Annotated in this window: 22 protein-coding genes; 6 read left to right on the top strand and 16 right to left on the bottom strand. The window is 66.7% G+C overall.

Annotated features, from left to right (window positions below; genetic code table 11):
• Positions 1-243: 243 nt before the first annotated feature.
• Complete coding sequence (locus tag CFB40_RS21030) at positions 244-1,599, top strand: polyhydroxyalkanoate depolymerase (RefSeq protein ID WP_089432285.1); 1,356 nt, start codon at positions 244-246, stop codon at positions 1,597-1,599.
• 105 nt (positions 1,600-1,704) lie between these two features.
• Here CFB40_RS21030 and CFB40_RS21025 read toward each other — a convergent pair whose 3' ends face one another.
• The 13 genes from CFB40_RS21025 to kdpF all read right to left on the bottom strand — a co-directional run bounded on the left by CFB40_RS21025 (position 1,705) and on the right by kdpF (position 14,158).
• Positions 1,705-2,172 (bottom strand): DUF3761 domain-containing protein, encoded by a 468-nt coding sequence (locus CFB40_RS21025; RefSeq protein ID WP_089432284.1) that lies wholly within the window; start codon positions 2,170-2,172, stop codon positions 1,705-1,707.
• Positions 2,173-2,234: 62 nt separating this feature from the next.
• The gene (locus CFB40_RS38750) at positions 2,235-2,372 is read right to left on the bottom strand and encodes an HHHH-motif protein (protein ID WP_167347852.1); all 138 of its coding nucleotides are present in this window, start codon (positions 2,370-2,372) and stop codon (positions 2,235-2,237) included.
• A 314-nt stretch (positions 2,373-2,686) separates the two neighbouring features.
• Positions 2,687-3,121, bottom strand: a complete 435-nt coding sequence (locus tag CFB40_RS21020) for a cupin domain-containing protein (protein WP_089432283.1) — start codon at positions 3,119-3,121, stop codon at positions 2,687-2,689.
• Between the two features lie 93 nt (positions 3,122-3,214).
• Entirely contained in the window at positions 3,215-3,982 is a 768-nt protein-coding gene (locus tag CFB40_RS21015; RefSeq protein WP_089432282.1) for an ABC transporter ATP-binding protein, read from the bottom strand.
• 33 nt (positions 3,983-4,015) lie between these two features.
• Positions 4,016-4,729, bottom strand: coding sequence for an ABC transporter permease (locus CFB40_RS21010; protein WP_089432281.1), 714 nt, complete (start codon positions 4,727-4,729; stop codon positions 4,016-4,018).
• A complete protein-coding gene (locus tag CFB40_RS21005) occupies positions 4,726-5,415 on the bottom strand; it encodes an ABC transporter permease (RefSeq protein ID WP_089428132.1) in 690 nt (229 codons plus the stop codon). The genes CFB40_RS21010 and CFB40_RS21005 overlap by 4 nt, the downstream gene beginning before the upstream one ends.
• A gap of 174 nt (positions 5,416-5,589) precedes the next feature.
• Positions 5,590-6,363 (bottom strand): ABC transporter substrate-binding protein, encoded by a 774-nt coding sequence (locus CFB40_RS21000; protein ID WP_089428133.1) that lies wholly within the window; start codon positions 6,361-6,363, stop codon positions 5,590-5,592.
• 273 nt (positions 6,364-6,636) lie between these two features.
• Positions 6,637-7,389 carry a response regulator gene (locus CFB40_RS20995; protein ID WP_089432280.1) on the bottom strand — a complete coding sequence of 251 codons (753 nt, stop codon included), beginning with the start codon at positions 7,387-7,389 and terminating at the stop codon, positions 6,637-6,639.
• Positions 7,386-9,092: a DUF4118 domain-containing protein gene (locus CFB40_RS20990; RefSeq protein WP_089432279.1), complete on the bottom strand. Its 1,707-nt coding sequence runs from the start codon at positions 9,090-9,092 to the stop codon at positions 7,386-7,388. The genes CFB40_RS20995 and CFB40_RS20990 overlap by 4 nt, the downstream gene beginning before the upstream one ends.
• An 80-nt stretch (positions 9,093-9,172) precedes the next feature.
• On the bottom strand, positions 9,173-11,221 hold the full coding sequence (gene kdpB / locus CFB40_RS20985; protein WP_089428136.1) for a potassium-transporting ATPase subunit KdpB: 2,049 nt from the start codon (positions 11,219-11,221) through the stop codon (positions 9,173-9,175).
• A 56-nt stretch (positions 11,222-11,277) separates the two neighbouring features.
• Positions 11,278-11,979, bottom strand: coding sequence for a potassium-transporting ATPase subunit KdpC (kdpC, locus tag CFB40_RS20980; protein WP_179255105.1), 702 nt, complete (start codon positions 11,977-11,979; stop codon positions 11,278-11,280).
• Positions 11,980-11,989: 10 nt separating this feature from the next.
• Positions 11,990-13,693, bottom strand: a complete 1,704-nt coding sequence (gene kdpA, locus CFB40_RS20975; protein ID WP_089432278.1) for a potassium-transporting ATPase subunit KdpA — start codon at positions 13,691-13,693, stop codon at positions 11,990-11,992.
• A 138-nt stretch (positions 13,694-13,831) separates the two neighbouring features.
• Complete coding sequence (gene kdpF, locus CFB40_RS38905) at positions 13,832-14,158, bottom strand: K(+)-transporting ATPase subunit F (protein WP_218829602.1); 327 nt, start codon at positions 14,156-14,158, stop codon at positions 13,832-13,834.
• Between the two features lie 89 nt (positions 14,159-14,247).
• On the opposite strand from kdpF, the gene CFB40_RS20965 reads away from it, so the two are divergent.
• From CFB40_RS20965 to hutC, 3 genes are all read left to right on the top strand, one after another.
• Positions 14,248-14,562 carry a hypothetical protein gene (locus tag CFB40_RS20965; protein WP_089432276.1) on the top strand — a complete coding sequence of 105 codons (315 nt, stop codon included), beginning with the start codon at positions 14,248-14,250 and terminating at the stop codon, positions 14,560-14,562.
• A gap of 186 nt (positions 14,563-14,748) precedes the next feature.
• A complete protein-coding gene (locus CFB40_RS20960) occupies positions 14,749-15,876 on the top strand; it encodes a porin (protein WP_089432275.1) in 1,128 nt (375 codons plus the stop codon).
• A 182-nt stretch (positions 15,877-16,058) separates the two neighbouring features.
• The gene (gene hutC, locus CFB40_RS20955) at positions 16,059-16,754 is read left to right on the top strand and encodes a histidine utilization repressor (protein ID WP_089428141.1); all 696 of its coding nucleotides are present in this window, start codon (positions 16,059-16,061) and stop codon (positions 16,752-16,754) included.
• Positions 16,755-16,774: 20 nt separating this feature from the next.
• On the opposite strand, the gene CFB40_RS20950 is transcribed toward hutC, so the two are convergent.
• Complete coding sequence (locus CFB40_RS20950; RefSeq protein WP_089432274.1) at positions 16,775-18,016, bottom strand: glycosyltransferase; 1,242 nt, start codon at positions 18,014-18,016, stop codon at positions 16,775-16,777.
• A gap of 93 nt (positions 18,017-18,109) precedes the next feature.
• On the opposite strand from CFB40_RS20950, the gene CFB40_RS20945 reads away from it, so the two are divergent.
• On the top strand, positions 18,110-18,730 hold the full coding sequence (locus CFB40_RS20945) for a TetR/AcrR family transcriptional regulator (protein WP_089428143.1): 621 nt from the start codon (positions 18,110-18,112) through the stop codon (positions 18,728-18,730).
• 308 nt (positions 18,731-19,038) lie between these two features.
• Positions 19,039-19,392, top strand: a complete 354-nt coding sequence (locus CFB40_RS20940) for a hypothetical protein (protein WP_069250955.1) — start codon at positions 19,039-19,041, stop codon at positions 19,390-19,392.
• A gap of 37 nt (positions 19,393-19,429) precedes the next feature.
• Here CFB40_RS20940 and CFB40_RS20935 read toward each other — a convergent pair whose 3' ends face one another.
• Positions 19,430-20,242, bottom strand: a complete 813-nt coding sequence (locus tag CFB40_RS20935) for an alpha/beta fold hydrolase (protein ID WP_089432273.1) — start codon at positions 20,240-20,242, stop codon at positions 19,430-19,432.
• A gap of 109 nt (positions 20,243-20,351) precedes the next feature.
• Positions 20,352-21,269: a LysR family transcriptional regulator gene (locus CFB40_RS20930; protein ID WP_089432272.1), complete on the bottom strand. Its 918-nt coding sequence runs from the start codon at positions 21,267-21,269 to the stop codon at positions 20,352-20,354.
• Between the last annotated feature and the right edge of the window lie 26 nt (positions 21,270-21,295).

Raw genomic sequence — 21,295 nt, 5'->3', positions numbered from 1 at the left:
ACGCTGCGTGGTGCCGCCCGCACCATGCCGGTGCCGCGCATTCGCCGAACTGGCGCAGCGCAGCACGCTGTCGCGTCACGTGCCGCACGACAGGCCGGCCGGGCAACGCATCGCGTGCGGCTGCCGTGTGTCGCGTGCCGCCTGCCTCGCCGCGTTTCCGAACCGCGTGCAACGCGCGTGCCAGCCGGAGGCTGGCACATCGCTTGCCTCGTTCCATGCAACGCGGCACAACGAGCGACAGCCATGAATCTGCTTGCCTATCCGTTCTATCAATGGTCTGCAGAATGCACGCGCCCGGCGCGCGCATGTGCCGCCGCCGCACGCGCGACGATGTCGCTATGGCCGCCCGCCACCGCGACCCCGACCGGCCGCATGCTCGACGCGCTGTGCGAACTGCTCGAATGCTGCGCGTTCTCGCATCGGCGTCCGCCGTTCGGCATCGCGTCGATCGTCGTCGACGGTGAAGCGGTGCCGATCGTCGAGGAAGCCGCCGCGGGCACACCGTTCGGCACGCTGCTGCATTTCCGCAAGGCATTGCCGGTGGCGCGCCAGCCGCGCGTGCTGATCGTCGCACCCATGTCCGGGCATTTCGCGACGCTGCTGCGCGGCACCGTGCACACGATGCTCGCCGACCACGACGTGTACATCACCGATTGGCACAACCCGCGCGATATCCCGCTGACGGCCGGACGGTTCGGCTTCGACGAATACGTCGCGCACGTGATCGACTTCATCCACCAGATCGGCCCGGACGCGCATGTGCTCGCGATCTGCCAGCCGACCGTCGCCGCGCTCGCGGCAGTCGCGTTGATGGCTGCCGGCGGCGATCCGGCGCAGCCCGCGAGCCTGACGCTGATGGCGGGCCCGATCGATTGCCGCGTGAATCCGACGAAGGTCAACGCGCTCGCGACGAGCCAGCCGATCGAATGGTTCGCGCGCAACCTGATCAGCGTCGTGCCGGCGGGCTTCGTCGGTGCGCAGCGCTGCGTGTATCCGGGCTTCGTGCAGGTGGGCGCGTTCATGTCGATGAATCCCGATCGCCATGCGGCGTCGTTCGCCGATCTGTATTACGAACGCGCGAAAGGCGACCCGGCAAAAGCCGACACGCTGCGGCACTTCTACGACGAATACTTCGCGACCGCCGATCTCACCGCGGAGTTCTATCTGGAAACGGTCGAGAAGGTGTTCCAGCAATACGCGCTCGCGCGCGGCGAGCTGACGGTCGGCGACCGGCTCGTCGAACCGGCGGCGATTCATCGCACCGCGCTGTTGACGATCGAAGGCGAGAAGGACGATATCTGCGCGGTCGGCCAGACGGTGGCCGCGCAGGAGCTGTGCTCGGGGTTGCCGCCGTACCTGAAGACGCACCACGTGCAGACGGGCGCAGGTCACTACGGCGTGTTCAACGGCAGTCGCTGGGAAAAGCAGATCTATCCGATCGTGCGCGCGATGATCCACGACAACGAGCCATACGATCGCACTGCCGATGCAGACGGCAACGCGGACGGCACACACTACGTGACGCTGCGCGCGCTGCTCGACGCCCGCGCAACCGCGCCCGATGCAGCGACCGACACGCAATCGCAGCTCGCCCACTGAAGCCGGACGGCGCTGAAAATGAAACGCCCCGCCGGGGGTGGCGGGGCGTGAGGTGCTGCAGCGTGCGGACGACGCGCGAGGGAGCGGCTCGCGCGTCAGCCTGCGTTACGAACAGGCCTTGCCGTGCGATGCGTGGTAGCCCTTCGCCTTCGCGTCGGCTTCCGACATGTAGCTGCCGTGCTTCGTCTTGCCGTAGTACTTGTCGGTCGAGCAGTGATAGACCTTCGTGCTGTCATTGGCCCATACCTTGCCCGCGCCGCCGCCCGGCGCTGCCGCCGCCGTCGTTGCTGCCGCGCTCTTCGCCGGCGCGGTGCCCGATGCCGGGGCTGCCGAGGCTGCCGTTGCCGGTGCGGCGGCCGGTGCGCTCGCGGCTGCCGCCGACGATGCGCCGTACCAGGTCTTCACACCCTTGTGGCCCGCGCATGCGCCCTTCTTCGATGCGCCCGAGTAGAACGAGCCGTCCTTGCACAGACCGGTCGTGCCGGCCGGCGCGCTGGCCGGAACCTGCGCGAACGCACCGATCGACATACCCATGCCGGCGACCAGCGCGGCGATCAACATCGTCTTTTTCATAGTCCTCTCCTGATTTGCCTGAAATGAAGCCTGCGTTCCGGGTAGTCCCGGGAAAGTCGCGGTTACCGCACCCAGCGGCACACGCGATGGTGGTGATGATCGAAATGACACACACGGTGCGAATGCGCTTCGGCCAGTGCCGGAGCAAGGACGGCACATGCCACTGCGGTGGCCGTCAGGATCTTCGCGATGCGCTTCATGAAACTCTCCCGGGTAACTCAACCGGTGATCCGGCTGGTACTTCCTTAACGCCGGTCGTCGACTAGCCGTGCACCGCATCCACGCGCAATTGACGATCTTTGACATCGCGGCGCCGTCAACGCAGCGAAGCTGACGAATGTCTTTCTTTTCTTTCTGAATCTTCAGCTTCGCGACCTTTCGGAATTCGAAAGAATGTGAAGCAGGAAACGCGGATCGCACGGAAACCTCCGTGGAACGCGCAAGAAAAAACCGCCACGAAGGCGGTTTGTCACAAACAGGCGTAAGGACGATGCACGCGAAAGCACGGCGGCAGCTACGCCCCCGCCTCGCCCCACGGTGTCGGCGGCGGCACCGCGCACGGCCCTTCGACGTCGATCGACTTGAAATCGGCGGGCCCGACGATCTCGAGATACTCCATGTCCGGCGAGTAGTCGAACAGATAGTGGACGATCCCCGGCGCCTGGTGCACGCAGTCACCGGCCGCCACCAGCGTTTCCTGGTCGCCGTACATGAAGCGCGCCCAGCCCTTCAGCATGATCACGATATGGAACTCGGCCTCGTGACGGTGCCAGCCAGTGCCCGCCTCCGGTGCATGATTCGCCCTGACGAGTTGCGCGACGACCTTGCCGTTCGTCGCGGCCGCGATACCGAGATCGCGATACAGGAAGAAGTCGCGCAGGCCTTCGCCGCGATACGCGGTGTCCTGCGGCTTCACATGGGAAAAGGCGGTGGTGATCGGTGTGCTCATCGCGGTGCTCCTTCATCGAAAGGATCCCGCGTGACAAGCATTTAGCGTTCCAGTATGCGGCGTCGCGGATGATGCGCGACGCCGCCCGCCCGCTTACTTCAACCGCCCCGACAGAAACTGCCCGAGCCGTTCGCTCTTCGGATTCACGAGAATCTCCTGCGGATTCCCTTCCTCCTCGATCTTCCCCTGATGCAGGAAGATCACGTGATTCGACACGTTGCGTGCGAAACCCATCTCGTGCGTGACGACGACCATCGTGCGGCCTTCCTCGGCGAGCTTCTGCATCACCTTCAGCACTTCGCCGACGAGCTCCGGGTCGAGCGCCGACGTCGGCTCGTCGAACAGCATCACTTCCGGCTCCATCGCGAGCGCGCGTGCAATCGCCACGCGCTGCTGCTGGCCGCCCGACAGGTGCGACGGATACACGCCCTCGACGCGCGGCGCGAGGCCGACCTTCTCCAGGTACTTGCGCGCCCGCGCGATCGCTTCGTCCTTGCTGACGCCGAGCACGGCCATCGGCGCTTCGATGATGTTCTCGAGCACCGTCATGTGGGCCCACAGGTTGAAGTGCTGGAACACCATCGACAGCTTCGTGCGCATCCGCTGCAGCTGCTTCTGGTCGGCCACGCGCAGCGAGCCGTTGCGGTCGCGCGTGGTCTGGATCGGCTCGCTGCCGATCGTGATCTGCCCGGAGCACGGCTGCTCGAGGAAGTTGATGCAGCGCAGGAACGTGCTCTTGCCGGAGCCGCTCGAGCCGATGATGCTGATCACGTCGCCGGCCTTCGCCTTCATCGACACGCCCTTCAACACCTCGTTGTCGCCGAACTTCTTGTGCAGGTTGTCAACGGTAAGCTTGTACATGCTGGGTCCTTCCTTGCGAATCTTGCGAATGCGTTAATGGCCGCGCGGCGAGAGGTACGCGAGCCAGCGCGTCTCGAGCTTGCGGAACGCCCAGATGAGCGTGAACACGACGGCGGCGTACAGCACGGCCGCGATGCCGTAGGCCTGGAACGACATGTAGGTAGCCGAATTGACGTCGCGCGTGACCTTCAGGATGTCGGGCACGGTCGCGGTGAACGCGAGCGTCGTCGCGTGCAGCATCAGGATCACTTCGTTGCTGTAGCTCGGCAGCGAGCGGCGCAGCGCGGAAGGCAGGATGATCCGCGTATAGAGCTTGAAGCGCGACATCCCGTAGGCCATGCCGGCCTCGATCTCGCCGGCCGACGTCGCCTTGATCGCGCCCGCGAAGATCTCGGTGGCATACGCGCACTCGTTCAGCACGAACGCGAGCAGCGTGCAGTTCATCGCGTTGCGGAAGAACGTGTCGAGCAGCACGTGGTTGTGCACGACCTGCAGGCTGTAGATGCCCGTGTAGCACATCAGCAGCTGCACGTAGAGCGGCGTGCCGCGGAACACGTACGTATAGAGCCACACCGGGCCGGCGATCCAGCGGTTCGACGATGCGCGCGCGATCGCGAGCGGCACGGCGAGCGCGAAGCCCAGCGCGATCGACACGACCAGCAGCCACAGCGTGATCGCGAGGCCGCTGAAGCGGTAGCCGTCGGTGTAGAGATAGCTTTGCCAGTACTGGCTGACGAGTTCGATCACAGTGCGAGCCTCCGGACGCCGACGGAATAACGCTTCTCGAGGTGATGCAGCACGACGTTGGAGACCGTCGTGATCGCGAGGTAGATCGCGCCTGCAGCCAGCGTGAAGAAGAAGAAATCGAGCGTGCTCTTGCCGGCGTCCTGCGACGCCTTGACGACGTCGGCGAGGCCGATGATCGACACGAGTGCGGTGGCCTTCACGAGCACCTGCCAGTTGTTGCCGATGCCGGGCAGCGCGAAGCGCATCATCTGCGGGAACAGGATGCGGTGGAACACGCGCCAGCCGCTCATCCCGTACGCGAAGCCCGCCTCGAGCTGGCCGCGCGGTACCGCGAGGAACGCGCCGCGGAACGTCTCGGTGAAGTACGCGCCATAGATGAAGCCGAGCGTGATGACGCCGGCCACGAACGGGTCGATGTCGATCTGGTCCCAGCCGAGCATGTCGGTGACGTTGTTCAGCAGGATCTGGATCCCGTAGAACAGCAGCAGCATCAGCACGAGGTCCGGCACCGCGCGGATCAGCGTCGTGTAGAAGGTGCCGATCGACTTGAGCATGCGGTTCGTCGACAGTTTGGCGCTCGCGCCGATGAGGCCCAGCACGAGCGACGCAGCGAGCGACAGCACCGCGAGCTTCACGGTTTCCACCGTGCCGGCCCACAACAGCGGGCCAAATCCTTGGAAGATCATATGAGGGATCCAGAACGATGTGGCTGGATTGTCAATAGCCATTACCCGGGCATCAAACGATATCTACGCACTACCTGATGCAGCCTGCTCATCAAGTCGGACGCATCACGCGAAGCGGGCTGCACCCACGACAGACGCGGCACGCACCGCAACCGATGCGCGCCGCATGGAAGATCAGCCGCCGTAGACGTCGAACGCGAAGTACTTCTTCTCGAGCTTCTTGTACGTGCCGTCCTTGATGATGTCGGCGATCGCGTGGTCGATCTTCGCCTTCAGGTCGGCGTCGTCCTTGCGCAGCCCGATGCCGGCGCCGTTGCCGAGCGTCTTCGGATCGTCGATGTCCTTGCCGGCGAATGCGAAGTTCGCGCCGCGCGGCGTCTTCAGGAAGCCGATGTCGGCCTGCACCGCGTCCTGCAGCGCCGCGTCGAGGCGGCCCGACATCAGGTCCTGGTACACGCCGTCCTGGTTCTGGTACGGCACGACCTGCACGCCCTTCGGCGCCCAGTAGGCCTTCGCGTAGGTTTCCTGGATGGTGCCCTGCTCGACACCCACCGACTTGCCCTTCAGCGATTCGGCCGTCGGCTGCAGGTTCGCGCCCTTCTTCGTGACGAGGCGCGTCGGCGTGTTGAACAGCTTGTCGGAGAACGCGATCTGCTCGGCACGCGCCGGCGTCATCGACATCGACGACAGCACGCCATCGAACTTCTTCGCCTTCAGCGCGGGAATCATCCCGTCGAAGTCGTTCTCGATCCACACGCATTTCGCCTTCAGGCGGGCGCAGATCTCGTTGCCGAGATCGACGTCGAAGCCGACGACCTTGCCGCTTGCGTCCTTCGATTCGAACGGCGGATAGCTGGCGTCGACACCGAACCGGATCGTCGACCAATCCTTGGCGTGGGCACCGACCGCGATGCAGGCAAGGGCAATACTGAGCGCGAGTTTCTTCATGGCGTTCCTGTCAGAGGCGAACGGGGCCGGGTTCCGTCGGGCAGCGCCGCCGTGAACCCTTCCAACCCGGAGGCCGCCCGTTCCGGCGACGCTCCAAGTTGTACATACAACTTTGCCTTTTCGGAGGGTGCGCCAGCAATCCGTGTTTATCTCTAATTGTCGGACCAATAGGATCGTGGGTCGCAAATTTCCTTATATTTCAATTAATTGCGAATTACATCGAGCTAAACAACCGCTTTCTCCGCGCGCCGGCGCACGGCCGGGAGCGGGATTTCAGTTGTCTAGACCTGCCGATGCCGCACCACGCGGCCCGTCCGCCACGCCGACCGTTTCCAGACCGACCAGCCGGTAGCCGAACTGCAACTCCGTCAGCAGGTGCCGCGGGCGCGCCGGCACCGGTTCGAGCTTCTGCCGCAGGTTCGTCATGTACACGCGCACGTAATGCGCGCGGTCCGCATCATGGATGCCCCACACCTCCGCCAGCAATTGCCGCGCGGCGATCACGCCGCCCCGCGCGCGAATCAGCGCGGCGAGCAGCCGGAATTCGAGACGCGTCAGGTGGACCGGCGTGCCGCCGCGCGCGACTTCGTGCTTGCCGAGATCGACGGTCACGTCGCCGAACCGCACGATCGACGACGATTGCCCGTCGGCCGATACGAACGCCGCGCGCCGCAACTGCGCGCGTGCCCGCGCGAGCAGTTCGGGCACGCCGAACGGCTTCGGCAGGTAGTCGTCCGCGCCCGCGTCGAGCGCCGCGACCTTCTCCACTTCCTGCTGCCGCGCCGACAGCACGATCACCGGCACCGTCGACCACTTGCGCAACTCGCGGATGAAGGTCTTGCCGTCGTCGTCCGGCAGCCCGAGATCGACGATCACGAGATCGGGCTTGCTGCTCGACGCATACATCCGCGCCTCGCGGGCCGTCGATGCCTCGCAGGTGTCGAGCCCCTCCTGTTCCAGCGCCATCCGCACGAAACGGCGGATGTCCGATTCGTCCTCGACGATAAGTACGCGCGATCTGATCATGTCCGGCTCTCGTGTTCGATATCGGGCGGCGCACCCAGTGGCAGGCGAACCTCGAACCGCGCGCCGTGCGGATCGAGCGGCACCGCGCGGATCGAGCCGCCGTGCGCATTGACGATGCTGCGGCACAGCGCGAGCCCGAGCCCCACGCCGCTGATCGACGATTCCTTGCGTTCGCGCTCGAACGGCTCGAACAGCGGCTCGGTGTTGCGCGCGATGAAGCCGGGGCCGTCGTCCTCGACGAACACGTACAGCGTTTCGCCGAACACGCGCGCCCGCACCGCCACGGCCGCGTCCGTGCCCGCATATTTCGACGCGTTGTCGAGCAGGTTCATCAGCACGCGCTCGATCAGCAGCGCGTCGACGTCGATCAGCGGCAGGTCGGCCGGCAAGTCGGTGCTCACGTCGCGGCCGGCCAGCACGCCGGCCGAATGCGCGAGCGCGCTGCCGACGATCTCGTCGAGCATGTGCCATTCGCGATTCAGCCGCACGCCCTCGCTCTGCATGCGCGCGAGATCGAGCAGGTTCACGACGAGCCCGTGCAACGCCTCGGCCTGGTTGCGGATGCCGTGCGCGAGCGCCGCCGGCTGCCCGTCGGCGAGCCGCTCGGGCCGTTCCAGCGTCTCGGCGAGCCCGCGGATCGCGGTCAGCGGCGTCTTCAGGTCGTGCGACACCGCGGCGAGCAGCGCGTTGCGCAGCCGCTCGCCTTCGATGCGGACCAGCGTGTGCTGCGCGACGCCGACGTAGTGCACGCGTTCGAGCGCCATCGCGATCGACGAGCACAATGCGTCGATCAGGCGGCGATCGTCGGGGTCGGGGGGGACCGGCTGTGCGTCGCCGAACAGCACGAGCACGCCGCGCACGCGCATCGGCGCCTTCAGCGGCAGGTACTGCGCGGCCGCGCGCTCGAACGGCGGCAGCCCGCCCCCCGCGCCACGTGCATTCTCGTAGACCCAGCGGGCAATCGGTGCTTCGACGAACCGGGCGTGCTGCGCCGGCATCAGATGGTCATTTGCATCCGGCAGCACGAGTGCGACGCGCACGCCCAGCAGCGGCGCGATCGTGCCGGTGCAGATCGATGCGATCTGCTCGGTCTCGATCGCCGCCGACAGATCATGCGCGACCCGGGCCAGCGCCGCCGAGCGCTTCTCGTTCGCGCGCGCGGCCCGCGCCTCCGCACGCAGGCGCGCCGCGAGCTGGCCGATCGCGAGCGCGACGGCCAGCATCAGCGCGAACGTGAACACGTACTGCGTATCGGACACCGCGAACGACAGCCTCGGCTCGACGAAGAAGAAGTCGAAGCAGCCGACGCACACGAACGCGGCCCACGCGCCGGCGAGCCGGCCGAGCCGCAGCGCGATCAGCACGACGGTCATCAGGAACAGCATCACGACGTTCGACAGGTCGAACACGCGCAGCAGCGCGCTGGCCGCGAGTGTTGCCAGCGCGCACACGAGCGTGGCGAGCAGCAGCGGCACCGCGTACTGCGACATCCACGCATGCATGCGCGGTCGCGCTTCGCGCACGGCCAGCGTCGGCTGCGTGTCGGGCCCGGCGCCCGCGATGCGGTCTGCCAGCATCGCGCATGCGCGCAGCACGCCGCGCCAGCGGTCGCGGCGCACGCCGTCCCCGCCGCCGCGGGCGGCGGTGTCCCGCGGCCCCGTTGCCCGTCGATTCGCTTCGCTCACGTTCACATTCACATCCATGATCGCTTCCGGCAATTGAAACGCCGAACGGCCCCGCGCACGCCGCGAAGGCGTGAGCGGGGCCGCGACGGCGCGTTCGGTCAGATAAACGGCGTCAACAGCATGTCGATCAGCTTGATGCCGATGAACGGCGCGATGATGCCGCCCACGCCATAGATCAGCAGGTTGCGCCCCAGCAGCTTCTCGGCCGGCTCCGCGCGATACTTCACGCCTTTCAGCGCGAGCGGGATCAACGCAACGATGATCAGCGCATTGAAGATCACGGCCGACAGGATCGCCGACGTCGGGCTGTGCAGCCCCATCACGTTCAGCGCGCCGAGCGCCGGATACGTCGCGACGAACGCGGCCGGAATGATCGCGAAATACTTCGCGAGATCGTTGGCGACGCTGAACGTGGTCAGCGCGCCGCGCGTCATGATCATCTGCTTGCCGACCTCGACCACCTGCATCAGCTTCGTCGGGTTGCTGTCGAGGTCGACCATGTTGGCCGCCTCCTTCGCCGCCTGCGTGCCGCTGTGCATCGCGACGGCCACGTCGGCCTGCGCGAGCGCGGGCGCGTCGTTGGTGCCGTCGCCCGTCATCGCGACGAGATGGCCCTTCGCCTGGTGCTCGCGGATCAGCCGCAGCTTGTCCTCGGGCGTCGCCTCGGCGAGGTAGTCGTCGACGCCGGCTTCCGCCGCGATCGCGGCCGCGGTGAGCCGGTTGTCGCCGGTGATCATCACCGTCTTCACGCCGACCTTGCGCAGCTCGGCGAAACGCGCGGCGATCCCGTGCTTGACGATGTCCTTCAGCTCGATCGCACCGAGCACGCGGGCACCGTCGGCCACGACGAGCGGCGTGCCGCCGCGTCGCGCGATGTCGTTGACCGCCGTCTCGACCGCTTGAGGAAACACACCGCCGAGCGCATCGACGTGTGCGCGGATCGCCGACGCCGCGCCCTTGCGCACCTGACGCTCGCCGATGTCGAGGCCGCTCATGCGCGTGCGTGCGCTGAACGGCACGGTGATGCTGCCGGCGGTCGCGGCCACGTCCAGCGAGAAGCGCTGCTTCGCGAGCGCGACGATCGAGCGCCCCTCGGGCGTCTCGTCGGCGAGCGACGACAGTTGCGCGGCCTCGGCCAGCGCACGCTCGTCCACGCCCGGCGCCGGCCGGAACTGCACGGCCTCGCGGTTGCCGAGCGTGATCGTGCCGGTCTTGTCGAGCAGCAGCACGTCGACGTCGCCGGCCGCCTCGATCGCGCGGCCCGACGTCGCGAGCACGTTCGCCCGCATCATCCGGCTCATCCCCGCGATGCCGATCGCCGACAGCAGCGCACCGATCGTCGTCGGGATCAGGCACACGAGCAACGCGATCAGCACGGTCAGGCTCACCGCCGTGCCCGACGCGTTCAGCAGCACGCTGAACTGCGAGAACGGCAGCAACGTCACGCACACGAGCAGGAAGATGATCGTCAGCGCGACGAGCAGGATCGTCAGCGCGACTTCGTTCGGCGTCTTGCCGCGCTTCGCGCCTTCGACCATCGCGATCATTCGGTCGAGGAACGCTTCGCCCGGTTGCGCGGTGATCTTCACGATGATCCAGTCGGACAGCACGCGCGTGCCGCCCGTCACCGACGAAAAATCGCCGCCCGACTCGCGGATCACCGGCGCGGATTCGCCGGTGATCGCCGATTCGTCGACCGACGCGACGCCGTCGATCACTTCGCCGTCGGCGGGAATCGTGTCGCCGGCTTCGACGAGCACGATGCAGCCGGCCGCGAGCTCGTCGCTCGGCACGCGATGGCTGGTGCTGCCGAATTGCTTCGGCTCGTCGAGCACCTTCGCATACACGCGCTTGCGCGCCGCGCGCAGCGCATCGGCCTGCGCCTTGCCGCGCCCTTCGGCCAGCGCCTCGGCCGCATTCGCGAACAGCACGGTGAACCACAGCCAGCACGCGACCGCGAAGATGAAGCCGGCCGGCGCGTCGCCCGTGCCGGCCAGCGCCTGCAACCACAGCACGGTCGTGACGATGCTGCCGAGATACACGACGAACATCACGGGGTTCTTCAACTGCACGCGCGGCGCGAGCTTGCGGAACGCCTCGCGCAGCACGGCCGTCCAGCGCATCGGCGGCACGCCGCCGACCGGCATCGCCGCTGGATTGATCGGGGTTTCGATATGGGACATGAGTGACTCCGTGGTTCCTGCTATTGCTTCGCGCCGGCCGCGTGGCCGAATGCGCGGTCCAGCGCGAGGTTCAGGTCGAGCACGCGCACGCGCGGTTCGCCGAGCACGCCGAGCTGGCGCGGCAACGCGATCCGGTCGACCAGCGCCGTGACCTGTGCGGCATCGACGCCGCGCGCCTGCGCGACCCGCGCCGCCTGCAGCCGCGCGTTCGCGACCGAGATCTCGGGATCGAGCCCGGACGCCGATGCGGTCACCGCATCCGCCGGCACCGGCGTGCCGACGGCGAGCGCGTTCTCCTGCCGGTAGGTACGCACCCGCTGCGCGATATCCGCGAGCAGCTTCTTGCTGGTGGCGCCCTGGTTGCTGGCGCCGCTACCGGCCGCGTTGTACGGCTGGTCGACCGTCTTCGACGGATCGGCCGGATCGGTGCCGACCGTCGCGCTCGGCCGCCCGTGGAAGTAGCCGGCACGCGTGAACTGCTGCCCGATCACCGCCGAGCCGACCGTCGTGCCGTGCTGCTGCACGAGACTGCCGCGCGCCTGCGACGGGAACAGCACGTTCGCGACGCCGGTGGTGAGCAGCGGATACGCGATGCCCGTGACGAGCATGAACAGCACCGACGACGCGATCACGGGCCGCACGAGGCCGCGCGTCGCCGCGCCGAACGAAGAACCGGGTGCCGGCGCGGCGGCGGCCGCTGCCTGGCGATTGCCTTGCATCATGATGTTTTCCTCAGAACAGTTGGCCGCCCGACATCATCAGGTGCTCGACGATCGGGCCGAGCGCGAGCGCCGGCAGGAACGTGAGGCCACCGACGACCAGGATCACGAAGACCAGCAGGCCGGCGAACAGGCCCGTCGACGTCGACAGCGTGCCGGCGCTTTCCGGCACGCGCTTCTTCGCGGCGAGGCTGCCCGCGACCGCGAGCATCGGCAGCAGCGTCAGGTAGCGGCCGATCAGCATCGCGAAGCCGATCGTCGTGTTGAAGAACGGCGTGTTCGCATTCAGGCCCGCGAACGCGGAGCCGTTGTTGGCCGTGCCCGACGTGTATGCGTACAGCACTTCGCTGAAGCCGTGCGGGCCGAGGTTCGCGAGGCTGTCCATCGTCGAATGCAGCATCGCCGCCACCGCGGTGAAGCCGAGGATGCTGAACGGATGCGCGAGCACCGCGAGCATCACGAGCTTCATCTCGCGCGCCTCGATCTTCTTGCCGAGGAACTCCGGCGTGCGCCCGATCATCATCCCGACCAGGAACACCGTGAGGATCGCGAACGTGAACAGGTTGATCAGCCCGACGCCGTCGCCGCCGAACACGTTGTTCAGCATCATCTGCGCGATCGGCACGAGCCCGCCGAGCGGCGTCAGCGAGTCATGCATCGCGTCGACCGACCCGGTGGTCGCGGCCGTCGTGACGGTGGCGAACAGGCTCGTCTGCGCGATGCCGAAGCGCATCTCCTTGCCTTCCATGTTGCCGCCCGGCTGCGTGGCGCTCAGCTGCGGATCGACGCCGAGCCCGGTCACGAGCGGATTGCCGTGCTGCTCGGCCGAATAGATCACGGCCAGGAAGCCGACGAACATCACCACGAACGCAGCGAGGATCACCCAGCCCTGACGGCGCCGGCCGATCATCGTGCCGAGCGCATAGGTCAGTGCGGACGGAATCAGCAGCATCGACAGCATGTGCAGCGTGTTGGTGAGCGGCGTCGGGTTCTCGAACGGATGCGCGGCGTTCATGCTGAAGAAGCCGCCGCCGTTCGTGCCGATATGCTTGATCGATTCGAGGCTGGCCACGGGCCCCATCACGATCTGCTGGCGCGCGCCTTCGAGCGTGGTCGCCCACGCGTCGGACGCGAGCGTCTGCGGCATGCCCTGCCACACGTACACAAGCGCCATCACGAAGCTGAGCGGCAGCAGCACGCGATAGGTCACGCGCGTGAAATCGACCCAGTAGTTGCCAAGGTCGGCCGCGCTCTTGCGGCTCAGCCCGCGGATGAAGCCGCCCGCGGCCGCGACGCCGGTGGCCGCGCTGACCACCATCAGGAACGTGATGACGGCCATCTGCGAGAAGTTCGACAGGCTGCTCTCGCCTGCATACGCCTGCCAGTTCGTGTTCGTGATGAACGACGCGGCGGTGTTGAACGCGAGGTCGGGGCTTTGCGACGCGCGCTGCAGCGCGTCGAACGGCAGCATGTCCTGGATGCGCAGCAGCAGGTAGCCGAGCAGCATCATCCCGGCATTGCTGAGCAGCAGCACCATGCCGTAGCGCTGCCACGACATCGCTTCGTCGGGATTCACGCCGAGCAGCGCATAGGTCCGGCGTTCGACCCACGCGTGGCGCGGGCTCGTAAAGGCATGCGCGAGCCACTTCCCGACGATGGGCACCAGCGCCAGCATGATCGCGAGAACGATCGCGAATTGAATGAGATTGTTGAACATGTCGACGCTCGCTCAGATCCGGTCAAGGCCGGTGATGAAACCGGCCGTCAAGGCAAAGAACGCGAGCGTGAACAAGATGAAAAGCAGATCGCTCATGACATTCACCGATATTTTCGAATTCCTGTTGAATCGCGCCGATCAATACCGCTCGGGTTGGATCAACGCATGAAACAGATAGATGAAGAGCGCGAGCGACAACGCGCCGGTGATCCACAACATGGCTTTCCCCTTTTTCCTATGCGCGGCAACGCCGCGCGATCGTCGGCGCATCGGGCCTTGCCGTGTCGGCACAAGCCCGCGTGACGCCCCCATGCTCAGTTGGCGAATGGGATGCGACAGTGTAGAAATCCGCGTATCAAAGCGGTGTTCAATTTCTTTACGCGGAGTAAAAAAGCTGTAAAGACGAAAGCCGGCGGCGATGGCGTTTTTATGCGTTCTTTTCAGGGCCAATACGAGTCTATACACCGTATCTTCACCGCGATTCCTAGAATGGGCGACATGTCCAAGACGAGATCTCCGCGGTGCGGAACACGATGCGACCCGGGGATGCCAGCATGAAACCGACCAGAACCGAAACCGCAGCCTCACGCGACCTGCCGCCCGTTCGTTCACGGCGCCGGTGCCCTGCCGACGCGCTCGTGCTGCTGTCGATCCGCGTCGAATCGGACAACCTCGTCGTCGTGCGGCGCCTGCTGCACCAGGCGGTCGGCACCGCGCTCAATTTCTATACTGCCGCGATCGACAACCGCACCGGGCGCGCGTGCATCGAGCTCGAAGTCGCGCGGTCGCAGGCGTCACCCGCGATCCTGTCGATTCTCCGCCTGCTGCCGGCCGCCGAATTCGGCACGATCCGCCTGCTGCAGCACTAGCCGGCCTCCGATGCGGCCGCGCGTGACACGCGTCACGCGCCCGCTCCCCCTTTCATCGATTCGAACGCGCGTTGCCGACGCGAACGCGTGCGGTTCGTCTTCGTCACGAGCCGCGCTCGTTCGCCGCCGGCATGCGCGCCGGATCGTCGTTCCCGTCGCTACGGGCCTTTCCAGGAAGCACACTCAATGAAAAAAGCAGTCGCCGGTACCCTCTCCGTCGCGTTCCTCAGCGCCGCCGCGCAGGCGCAAAGCAGCGTCACGCTCTACGGGATGCTCGATGCGGGTATCGTCTATACGAACAACCAGTCGGGTAAAAGCGCGTGGCAGCAAGGCAGCGGCCTGCTGTCGAATACGGTCTTCGGCCTGAGCGGCAACGAGGATCTCGGCGGCGGCCTGCATGCGCTGTTTCGCCTCGAAAACGGCTTCAACCTGAACAACGGCACGCAGTCCTACAAGAACACGATATTCGGCCGCCGCGCGTACGTCGGCCTGCAGAGCGACCCGTACGGCACGCTGACGCTCGGCCGCCAGTACGATGCCGTGGTCGATTATCTCGGCCCGCTCGCGATGGCGAACAACGGCGACGGCAACAACCTCGCGTCGCATCCCTTCGACAACGACAACCTCGACGATTCGTTCTACATCGACAACGCGGTGAAATACACGAGCCCGACGCTCGCCGGCTGGCAGTTCGGCGGCCTGTACGGGTTCAGCAACGCGGCCGGCGGCTTCGCGAACAACCGCGCATACAGCGCGGGCGTGTCGTATGCGAACGGGCCGGTCAGCCTCGGCGCCGCGTACCTGCAGCTCAACCGCGGCGGGCTGACGGCCGGCGGCGCGCTGTCGACCAACGACGGGCCGAACTTCCCGGCCGTGCGCCAGCGCGTGATGGGCGCGGGCGGCAGCTACGCATTCGACCGGCTGACGGTCGGCGCGCTGTGGACGCATTCGATGTTCGACGAAACGGCCGCGTCGTCGCTGCCCGGCGCGCTGAACGCGCTGCGCTTCGACAACTTCGAGGTCAACGCGCGCTATGCGCTGACGCCGGCCGTTTCGTTCGCGGGCGCCTATACGTTCACCAACGGCCGCTACGACGACGCAACCGGCAGCCATCGGCCGAAATGGCACCAGGTGACGCTGATGGCCGACTACGCGCTGAGCAAGCGCACCGACGTGTACGCGGAAACCGTCTACCAGCACCAGTTCGGCGTGCCGGCGGGCGCGACGCTCGGGTTCGCGAACGTCACGGGGCTCGCGCCTTCGTCGAACAACACGCAGGTGGTCGGGACGGTCGGCATCCGGCATCGGTTCTGACCGTTCGCCAGCCGCCAACGGCCGGCCGCTCTGTGCAATCCCGCATGGACGCGGGCCGGCCGAACAGGGATCATTCGGGGAATCCGGGCCCGCGCGCCTGCGAAACCGGTACACTCGGCGCCGGGCGCGCGCCGGATCGGCATTCGGCAGCGGGCCGCTGCCGACTCTGGAATCGTGATCCCATGACCACACCGATCTATCAGGAAATCAAGGACTTCATCCTCGCGCGCATTCATGCCGGCGAATGGGCGGAAGGCGACCAGGTGCCGTCGGAGAACGAGCTCGCGCGCGAATTCAACGTCGCGCGGATGACCGTCAACCGCGCGCTGCGCGAGCTGACCGCCGAGCAGGTGCTCACGCGCACACGCGGCTCCGGCACGTACGTCGCGTCGCCGAAGTACGAATCGACGCTCGTCGCGATCCGCAGCATCTCGGACGAAGTCGCCGCGCGCGGCCACGGCTATCGCGCGCAGGTGCTGCAGGTGGGCGCGGCCGTCGCCGATGCGAAGCTCGCCGACGAGTTGCAGATCGACACGGGCAGCCCGATCTTCCATTCGCGCGTGCTGCACTTCGAGAACGACACGCCGGTGCAGCTCGAGGAACGCTGGGTCAATCCGGCCTGCGCGCCGGAGTACGCGTTGCAGGACTTCACGACGACGACGCCGAACCAGTACCTGACGCGCGTCGCGCCGCTGCAGCGCGTCGAATACCGGATCGAGGCCGCGATGCCCGACGCCGAAACGCGCCGCCACCTGACGATGGACGACCGCGAGCCGTGCCTGCTGCTGCATCGGCGCACGTGGTCGCAGGGGATGGTCGCGTCGGTCGCCAATCTGTGGCACCCGGGCAGCCGGTACCGGTTCACCGGGCATTTCTGAGCTGAGGTGGATGCCCGGGCTTACCGCGTGCCCGGCTGCCCCCATCTCTCGATCGCACTGACGGCCCGTTTCAAGCCTTCCTCTTGTGCGATGCGCGCGCCGAGTTCGATCGCGCGCGCTTGCGTGTCGTCCCGTTCGGCGAATGCGATGGCCTGCGCCAGTGCAGCAGCGTCCATGCGCCGCCCCGCGACCGGCGCACCCGCCACGCCGAGTCGCTGAAGCCGGTTCGCCCAGAAGAACTGATCGCCCGCAAACGGCACGACGACCGACGGAATGCCGGCCCGCGCAGCCGTATGCGTGGTGCCCGATCCGCCGTGATGGATTGCCATCGATACCTGCGGGAACAGCCAGTCATGCGGCGTATCGCCGATCACGTGAACGTTCTTCGGCAGCATCGACGCGTCGATGCCGCTCCAGCCCGGATAGAACAACGCGCGGCGACCGGCGAGCGCGTGCGTCAGCGCTCCGACCATCGCGGTGCGATCGAAGCCGGCCATACTGCCAAAACCGATGTACACGGGGCGATCGCCCGCTTCGAGAAATGTCGAGAGATCGGACGATGGCGCCCAGGCATGCGCATCGATCCGCCACTGGCCGCATGCCTGTATATTCGACGGCCAGTCACCCGGGCCGGACAGCAGCGCCGGCGACACGCCGTACAGCATCGGATGATCGGTCCACACATGCTTGCGCGGCGGCAACCGGCACACGCTCGCTCGTGCCGCATTCGTTGTCTTCCTGAACGCCTGCCACAGCAGCGCGTTCACGAACCGGTGGCTCGCACGGTTCAGCCAGCGCGGGAGCTTCCCCGGCGGCAGGAACGGCGACGCGAATTCCGCAGTGGGCGTGATCGGGATCATGCCGGTGCCGATCGCCGGCACGCCGCGATACTCGGCGACCGACAAGCCGACGAACGATGCGAGCCCGGACACGAGGATCGCGTCGCAGCCTTCCGACGCATCCGCGATTTCGCGCATCCACGCAGCCGTGTTCGCATTGGCGATCGCCGCGAGCGCCTTCGACGTGTCATTGAAGCCGCCGCGCCCGCGCACCGCATCGGCCAATGCGCCATCCGGCGCAATCGCGCGGCGGATATCACCGGACAACGACGCCGACGGCACGCCAAGCGCCACTGCCGACCCGAGCGTCGCCGCATCGGCCAGCAGCCGGATATCGTGGCCGGCTTCGATCAGCGCACGACCGAGCGCCGCGAGCGGGCGCGTGTCGCCTTCGGTGCCGTAGGTGGCGATGACGAGCTTCATGCGTGACTCCTCGTGCACGGCGGCAATAGGTGGATTCATAAAAATGCACGTCGTATACTAATGCAACTCGTGCACTTTCAGTCAATCCCCGCCATGCCGACTCCGACCGACGATCCGGGCCGCCGCGCTCGCAAGCGCATCCAGATGCTCGCGCATCTCGCCGCCACCGGTGCACGCCTGTTCGACGCGCACGGCTATGAAGCGGTCACGATGGAACAGATCGCTGCGCAAGCCGATGTCGCGAAACGCACGCTGTACAACCACTTTGCAACGAAGGAAGCCGTGCTCGCGCACTGGCTGGAGGGTGAACTCGCACGCGATCTCGCGCATCTGCAGCGTGACGTCGCGCGGCGCAAGACCTTCGCGTCACGCATCGGCTGCGTGCTCGATGCGTCGGCTGCGTGGTGCGAGCAGCATCCCGCGTATCTACTCGCGTATTTGCGCCATCGCTTCCTGAGCATCGGCGCGATCGAACCGGCAAGTGGTGGAGAGAACGGCAGCGATATCGCGCTCGTGTGGCAGCAACTGATCGCGGCCGGGCAGCAATCCGGCGAACTGAACGGCACGCTGCGGGCCGACCAGCTCGCGACGTGGTTCCATCACCTGTATCTCGCGGCGATGCTGCGCTGGCTGAGCCTGCCGGGGCTGTCGCTGAAACGGGAGTTCCAGGCGGTCGCGAAGCTGTTCGTCGAAGGTGCTCAAGCGAAAGGGTGAGCGGCGCCGGTAAGCGATGGTCGGTGGCCAGTCGGCCGCTCGCCGGGTGCAAGCGTCCCGGCACGACCGCGAGGAGCGAACGCCACTGAGGCGGCCGGTGCCGCGCATCCGGCGCATCCGGCACGATAGACGCGTCGCGCGACGCCGATGCATTTTCACGACGGCCACACGCATCGCATGCCAAATTTCCCGTGCAGCAGTATGCTGATGTCGTACGGCCGCGCGCGACGCTTCGGGTAATCCCTTCGTTTGCACGTTGTCGCGCCGCCGTCGCGACCGCAATCATGCGTTGCAAGGAGGGATTCGTGATGGCAACCACGCATCAGCATTTCCACCTCGAACTACGGCACGCCACCGCGCCGACCTATTTCATCAGCTACCTGTTTCCCGCGTTGCTGTTCGTGTACGAACTGCTGCGCGTCGGCCAATGGATCCGCGATCACGGGATGCAATTCGCCGCGTTCAAGCAGATGGGTTACGAGTATTTGCTGATGCTGCTGTTCGTCGGACTGCAGATCGTCGTCGAGGCAATCTTCCTGCTCGGCGCCGCAATGCGTCGCGACAATCGCGACTTCGAGCACCGGCTGCCGAACGTGGTCCTCGGGATCGGCCTCTCGATCGCCGTGCTCGCGATCGACCTCGCGATCCAGCTCGCGTTCTGACGGCCGGCGGGCACCTGCCCGCCGGTGGCAGCAGCGCTCAGGCGAGCGCGTCGCGCAGGAACGTCGTCACGGCGGCCAGCACGTCGCCGGTTCGCTCGCGGTGCGGCATGTGCCCGCACTGGCCGAGCAACAGATACGACGATGGCCCCGCGACGCGCGCGGCGATCCGCTTCGGATGCACGTCGGACCCATATTCGTCGTCTTCGCCGTGAATCGCGAGCGTCGCGCATTGCACGCGCGGCATGTCGTCGTCGAGATTCCAGTCGCGAAAAGCCGGCGACAGCCACGTGTCGACCCACGCGCGCAGCACCCATTCGGCCTTGTCGCCGTGATAGCGCGCGAGCCGGTCGAGCTGGCCCGGTTCGTCGAACTGCTGCCCCGCGTCGCGGATGCCGGCCAGCGTGCGATCCTCGACGAATGCCTGCGCGGCGATCGTCACGAGCGCGCGGCAACGATCCGGATGCGCGGCCGCACACCCGACCGCCATCCCGCCGCCGACGCTGTGCCCGAGCACGACGAACGCATCGACGCCCAGTTGTTCGAGCAGCGCCGCGAACGCATGATCGGCCTCGTCGCGCACGAACGTCGTGCCGAGTGTCCCCGGATGGCGATCGGACCGACCGAAGCCGAGGCGATCGTAGGCGATCACGTCGCGCTGCGTGGCGCGCGCGAGCTGCGCGGGGAAGTCGCGCCACAGTTCGACGCAGCCCAGCGAATCGTGCAGCAGGACGATTGGAGCGACCGCCTTCGACGCACCCGTCTGTTGCGCCAGACCACCGCGCCAGCGTTTCGCAAAGAGGCGCCCTTGCGGCGTCTCGACGGTTGTCTCCTCGATCGGGATATCGGTCATGTGTGTGTCGTCTGCATGAAAGCGGCCGCCCCTCGGCGGCCGTACCGGATCCTGCGATGTTGGCCCGCGCCCGCACGCAGCGTCAAGCAAGCCCCCACCGTCCGCGCGTTCATTCGGGCTGCGGCGGCAGATACTCCATCTGCGCCTCGTCGTACAGCCGGTAGATCAGCGCCTGCATCGCGCGGAGATCCTCCGATTCGTCGAGCATCCGCATGCTCATGATGATCGGCGACACGAGATTCGGATCGTCGAGCGGCTTGTAGCTGATGTCGTCGCGCTTCAGCCCGTACACGCTGTGCGGCACGACCGACACGCCCTCTCCCATCGCGACGAGGCCGAGCGCGATCTGCAGTTCGCGCGTCTCGTAGATCTTGCGCGGCTGCAACGCGCGATCGTGAAACGCCGCGAGCACCTGGTCCGCATAGCTCGGGCGCGGCGCCTTCGGAAAGATGATCAGCGTGTCGTTCACAAGATCGTGCAGCGACAGCACCGGCTTCGCGCTGTCGAGCGGATGGCCGACCGGCAGCGCGACGATCATCCGCTCCTCGCGCAGCACGACGCGCCGCACGCTCGGATCCTCGTGGCGGATGCGCCCGAACCCGACGTCGATGCGCCCTTCCTTCAGCGCCTTGATCTGGTCCATCGTCGACATCTCGTGCAGGCTCAGTTCGACCGCCGGATACTCGCTGCGAAAGCGCCGGATGATCTTCGGCAGCATCCCGTACAGCGTCGAACCGACGAAGCCGACCGACATGCTGCGCTCGATCTTGCCGACCCGCTTCGTCATCGATTCGAGCTCGGTCGTCTGCGCGAGCAGCTGCACCGCGTGCGAATAGAAGAAGCGGCCCGCATCGGTCAGCTTCAGCGGCCGCGCGCTGCGCTCGAACAGCGGCACGCCGAGCGCTTCCTCGAGCTGCTGGATCTGCCGGCTCAGCGGCGGCTGCGCGATATGCAGCCGTTCGGCCGCCCGCGTGAAATTCCGCTCTTCGGCGACCGCGACGAAGTAGCGGAGGTGTCTCAACTCCATGTTCGAATCCTCCCGGGCAGGCGACG

The sequence above is a fragment of the Burkholderia sp. AU31652 genome (assembly GCF_002223155.1).
GTDB lineage: Bacteria > Pseudomonadota > Gammaproteobacteria > Burkholderiales > Burkholderiaceae > Burkholderia.
Note: the sequence above shows the minus strand (reverse complement) of the source record. Positions and strands in the feature narration are given on the sequence as shown.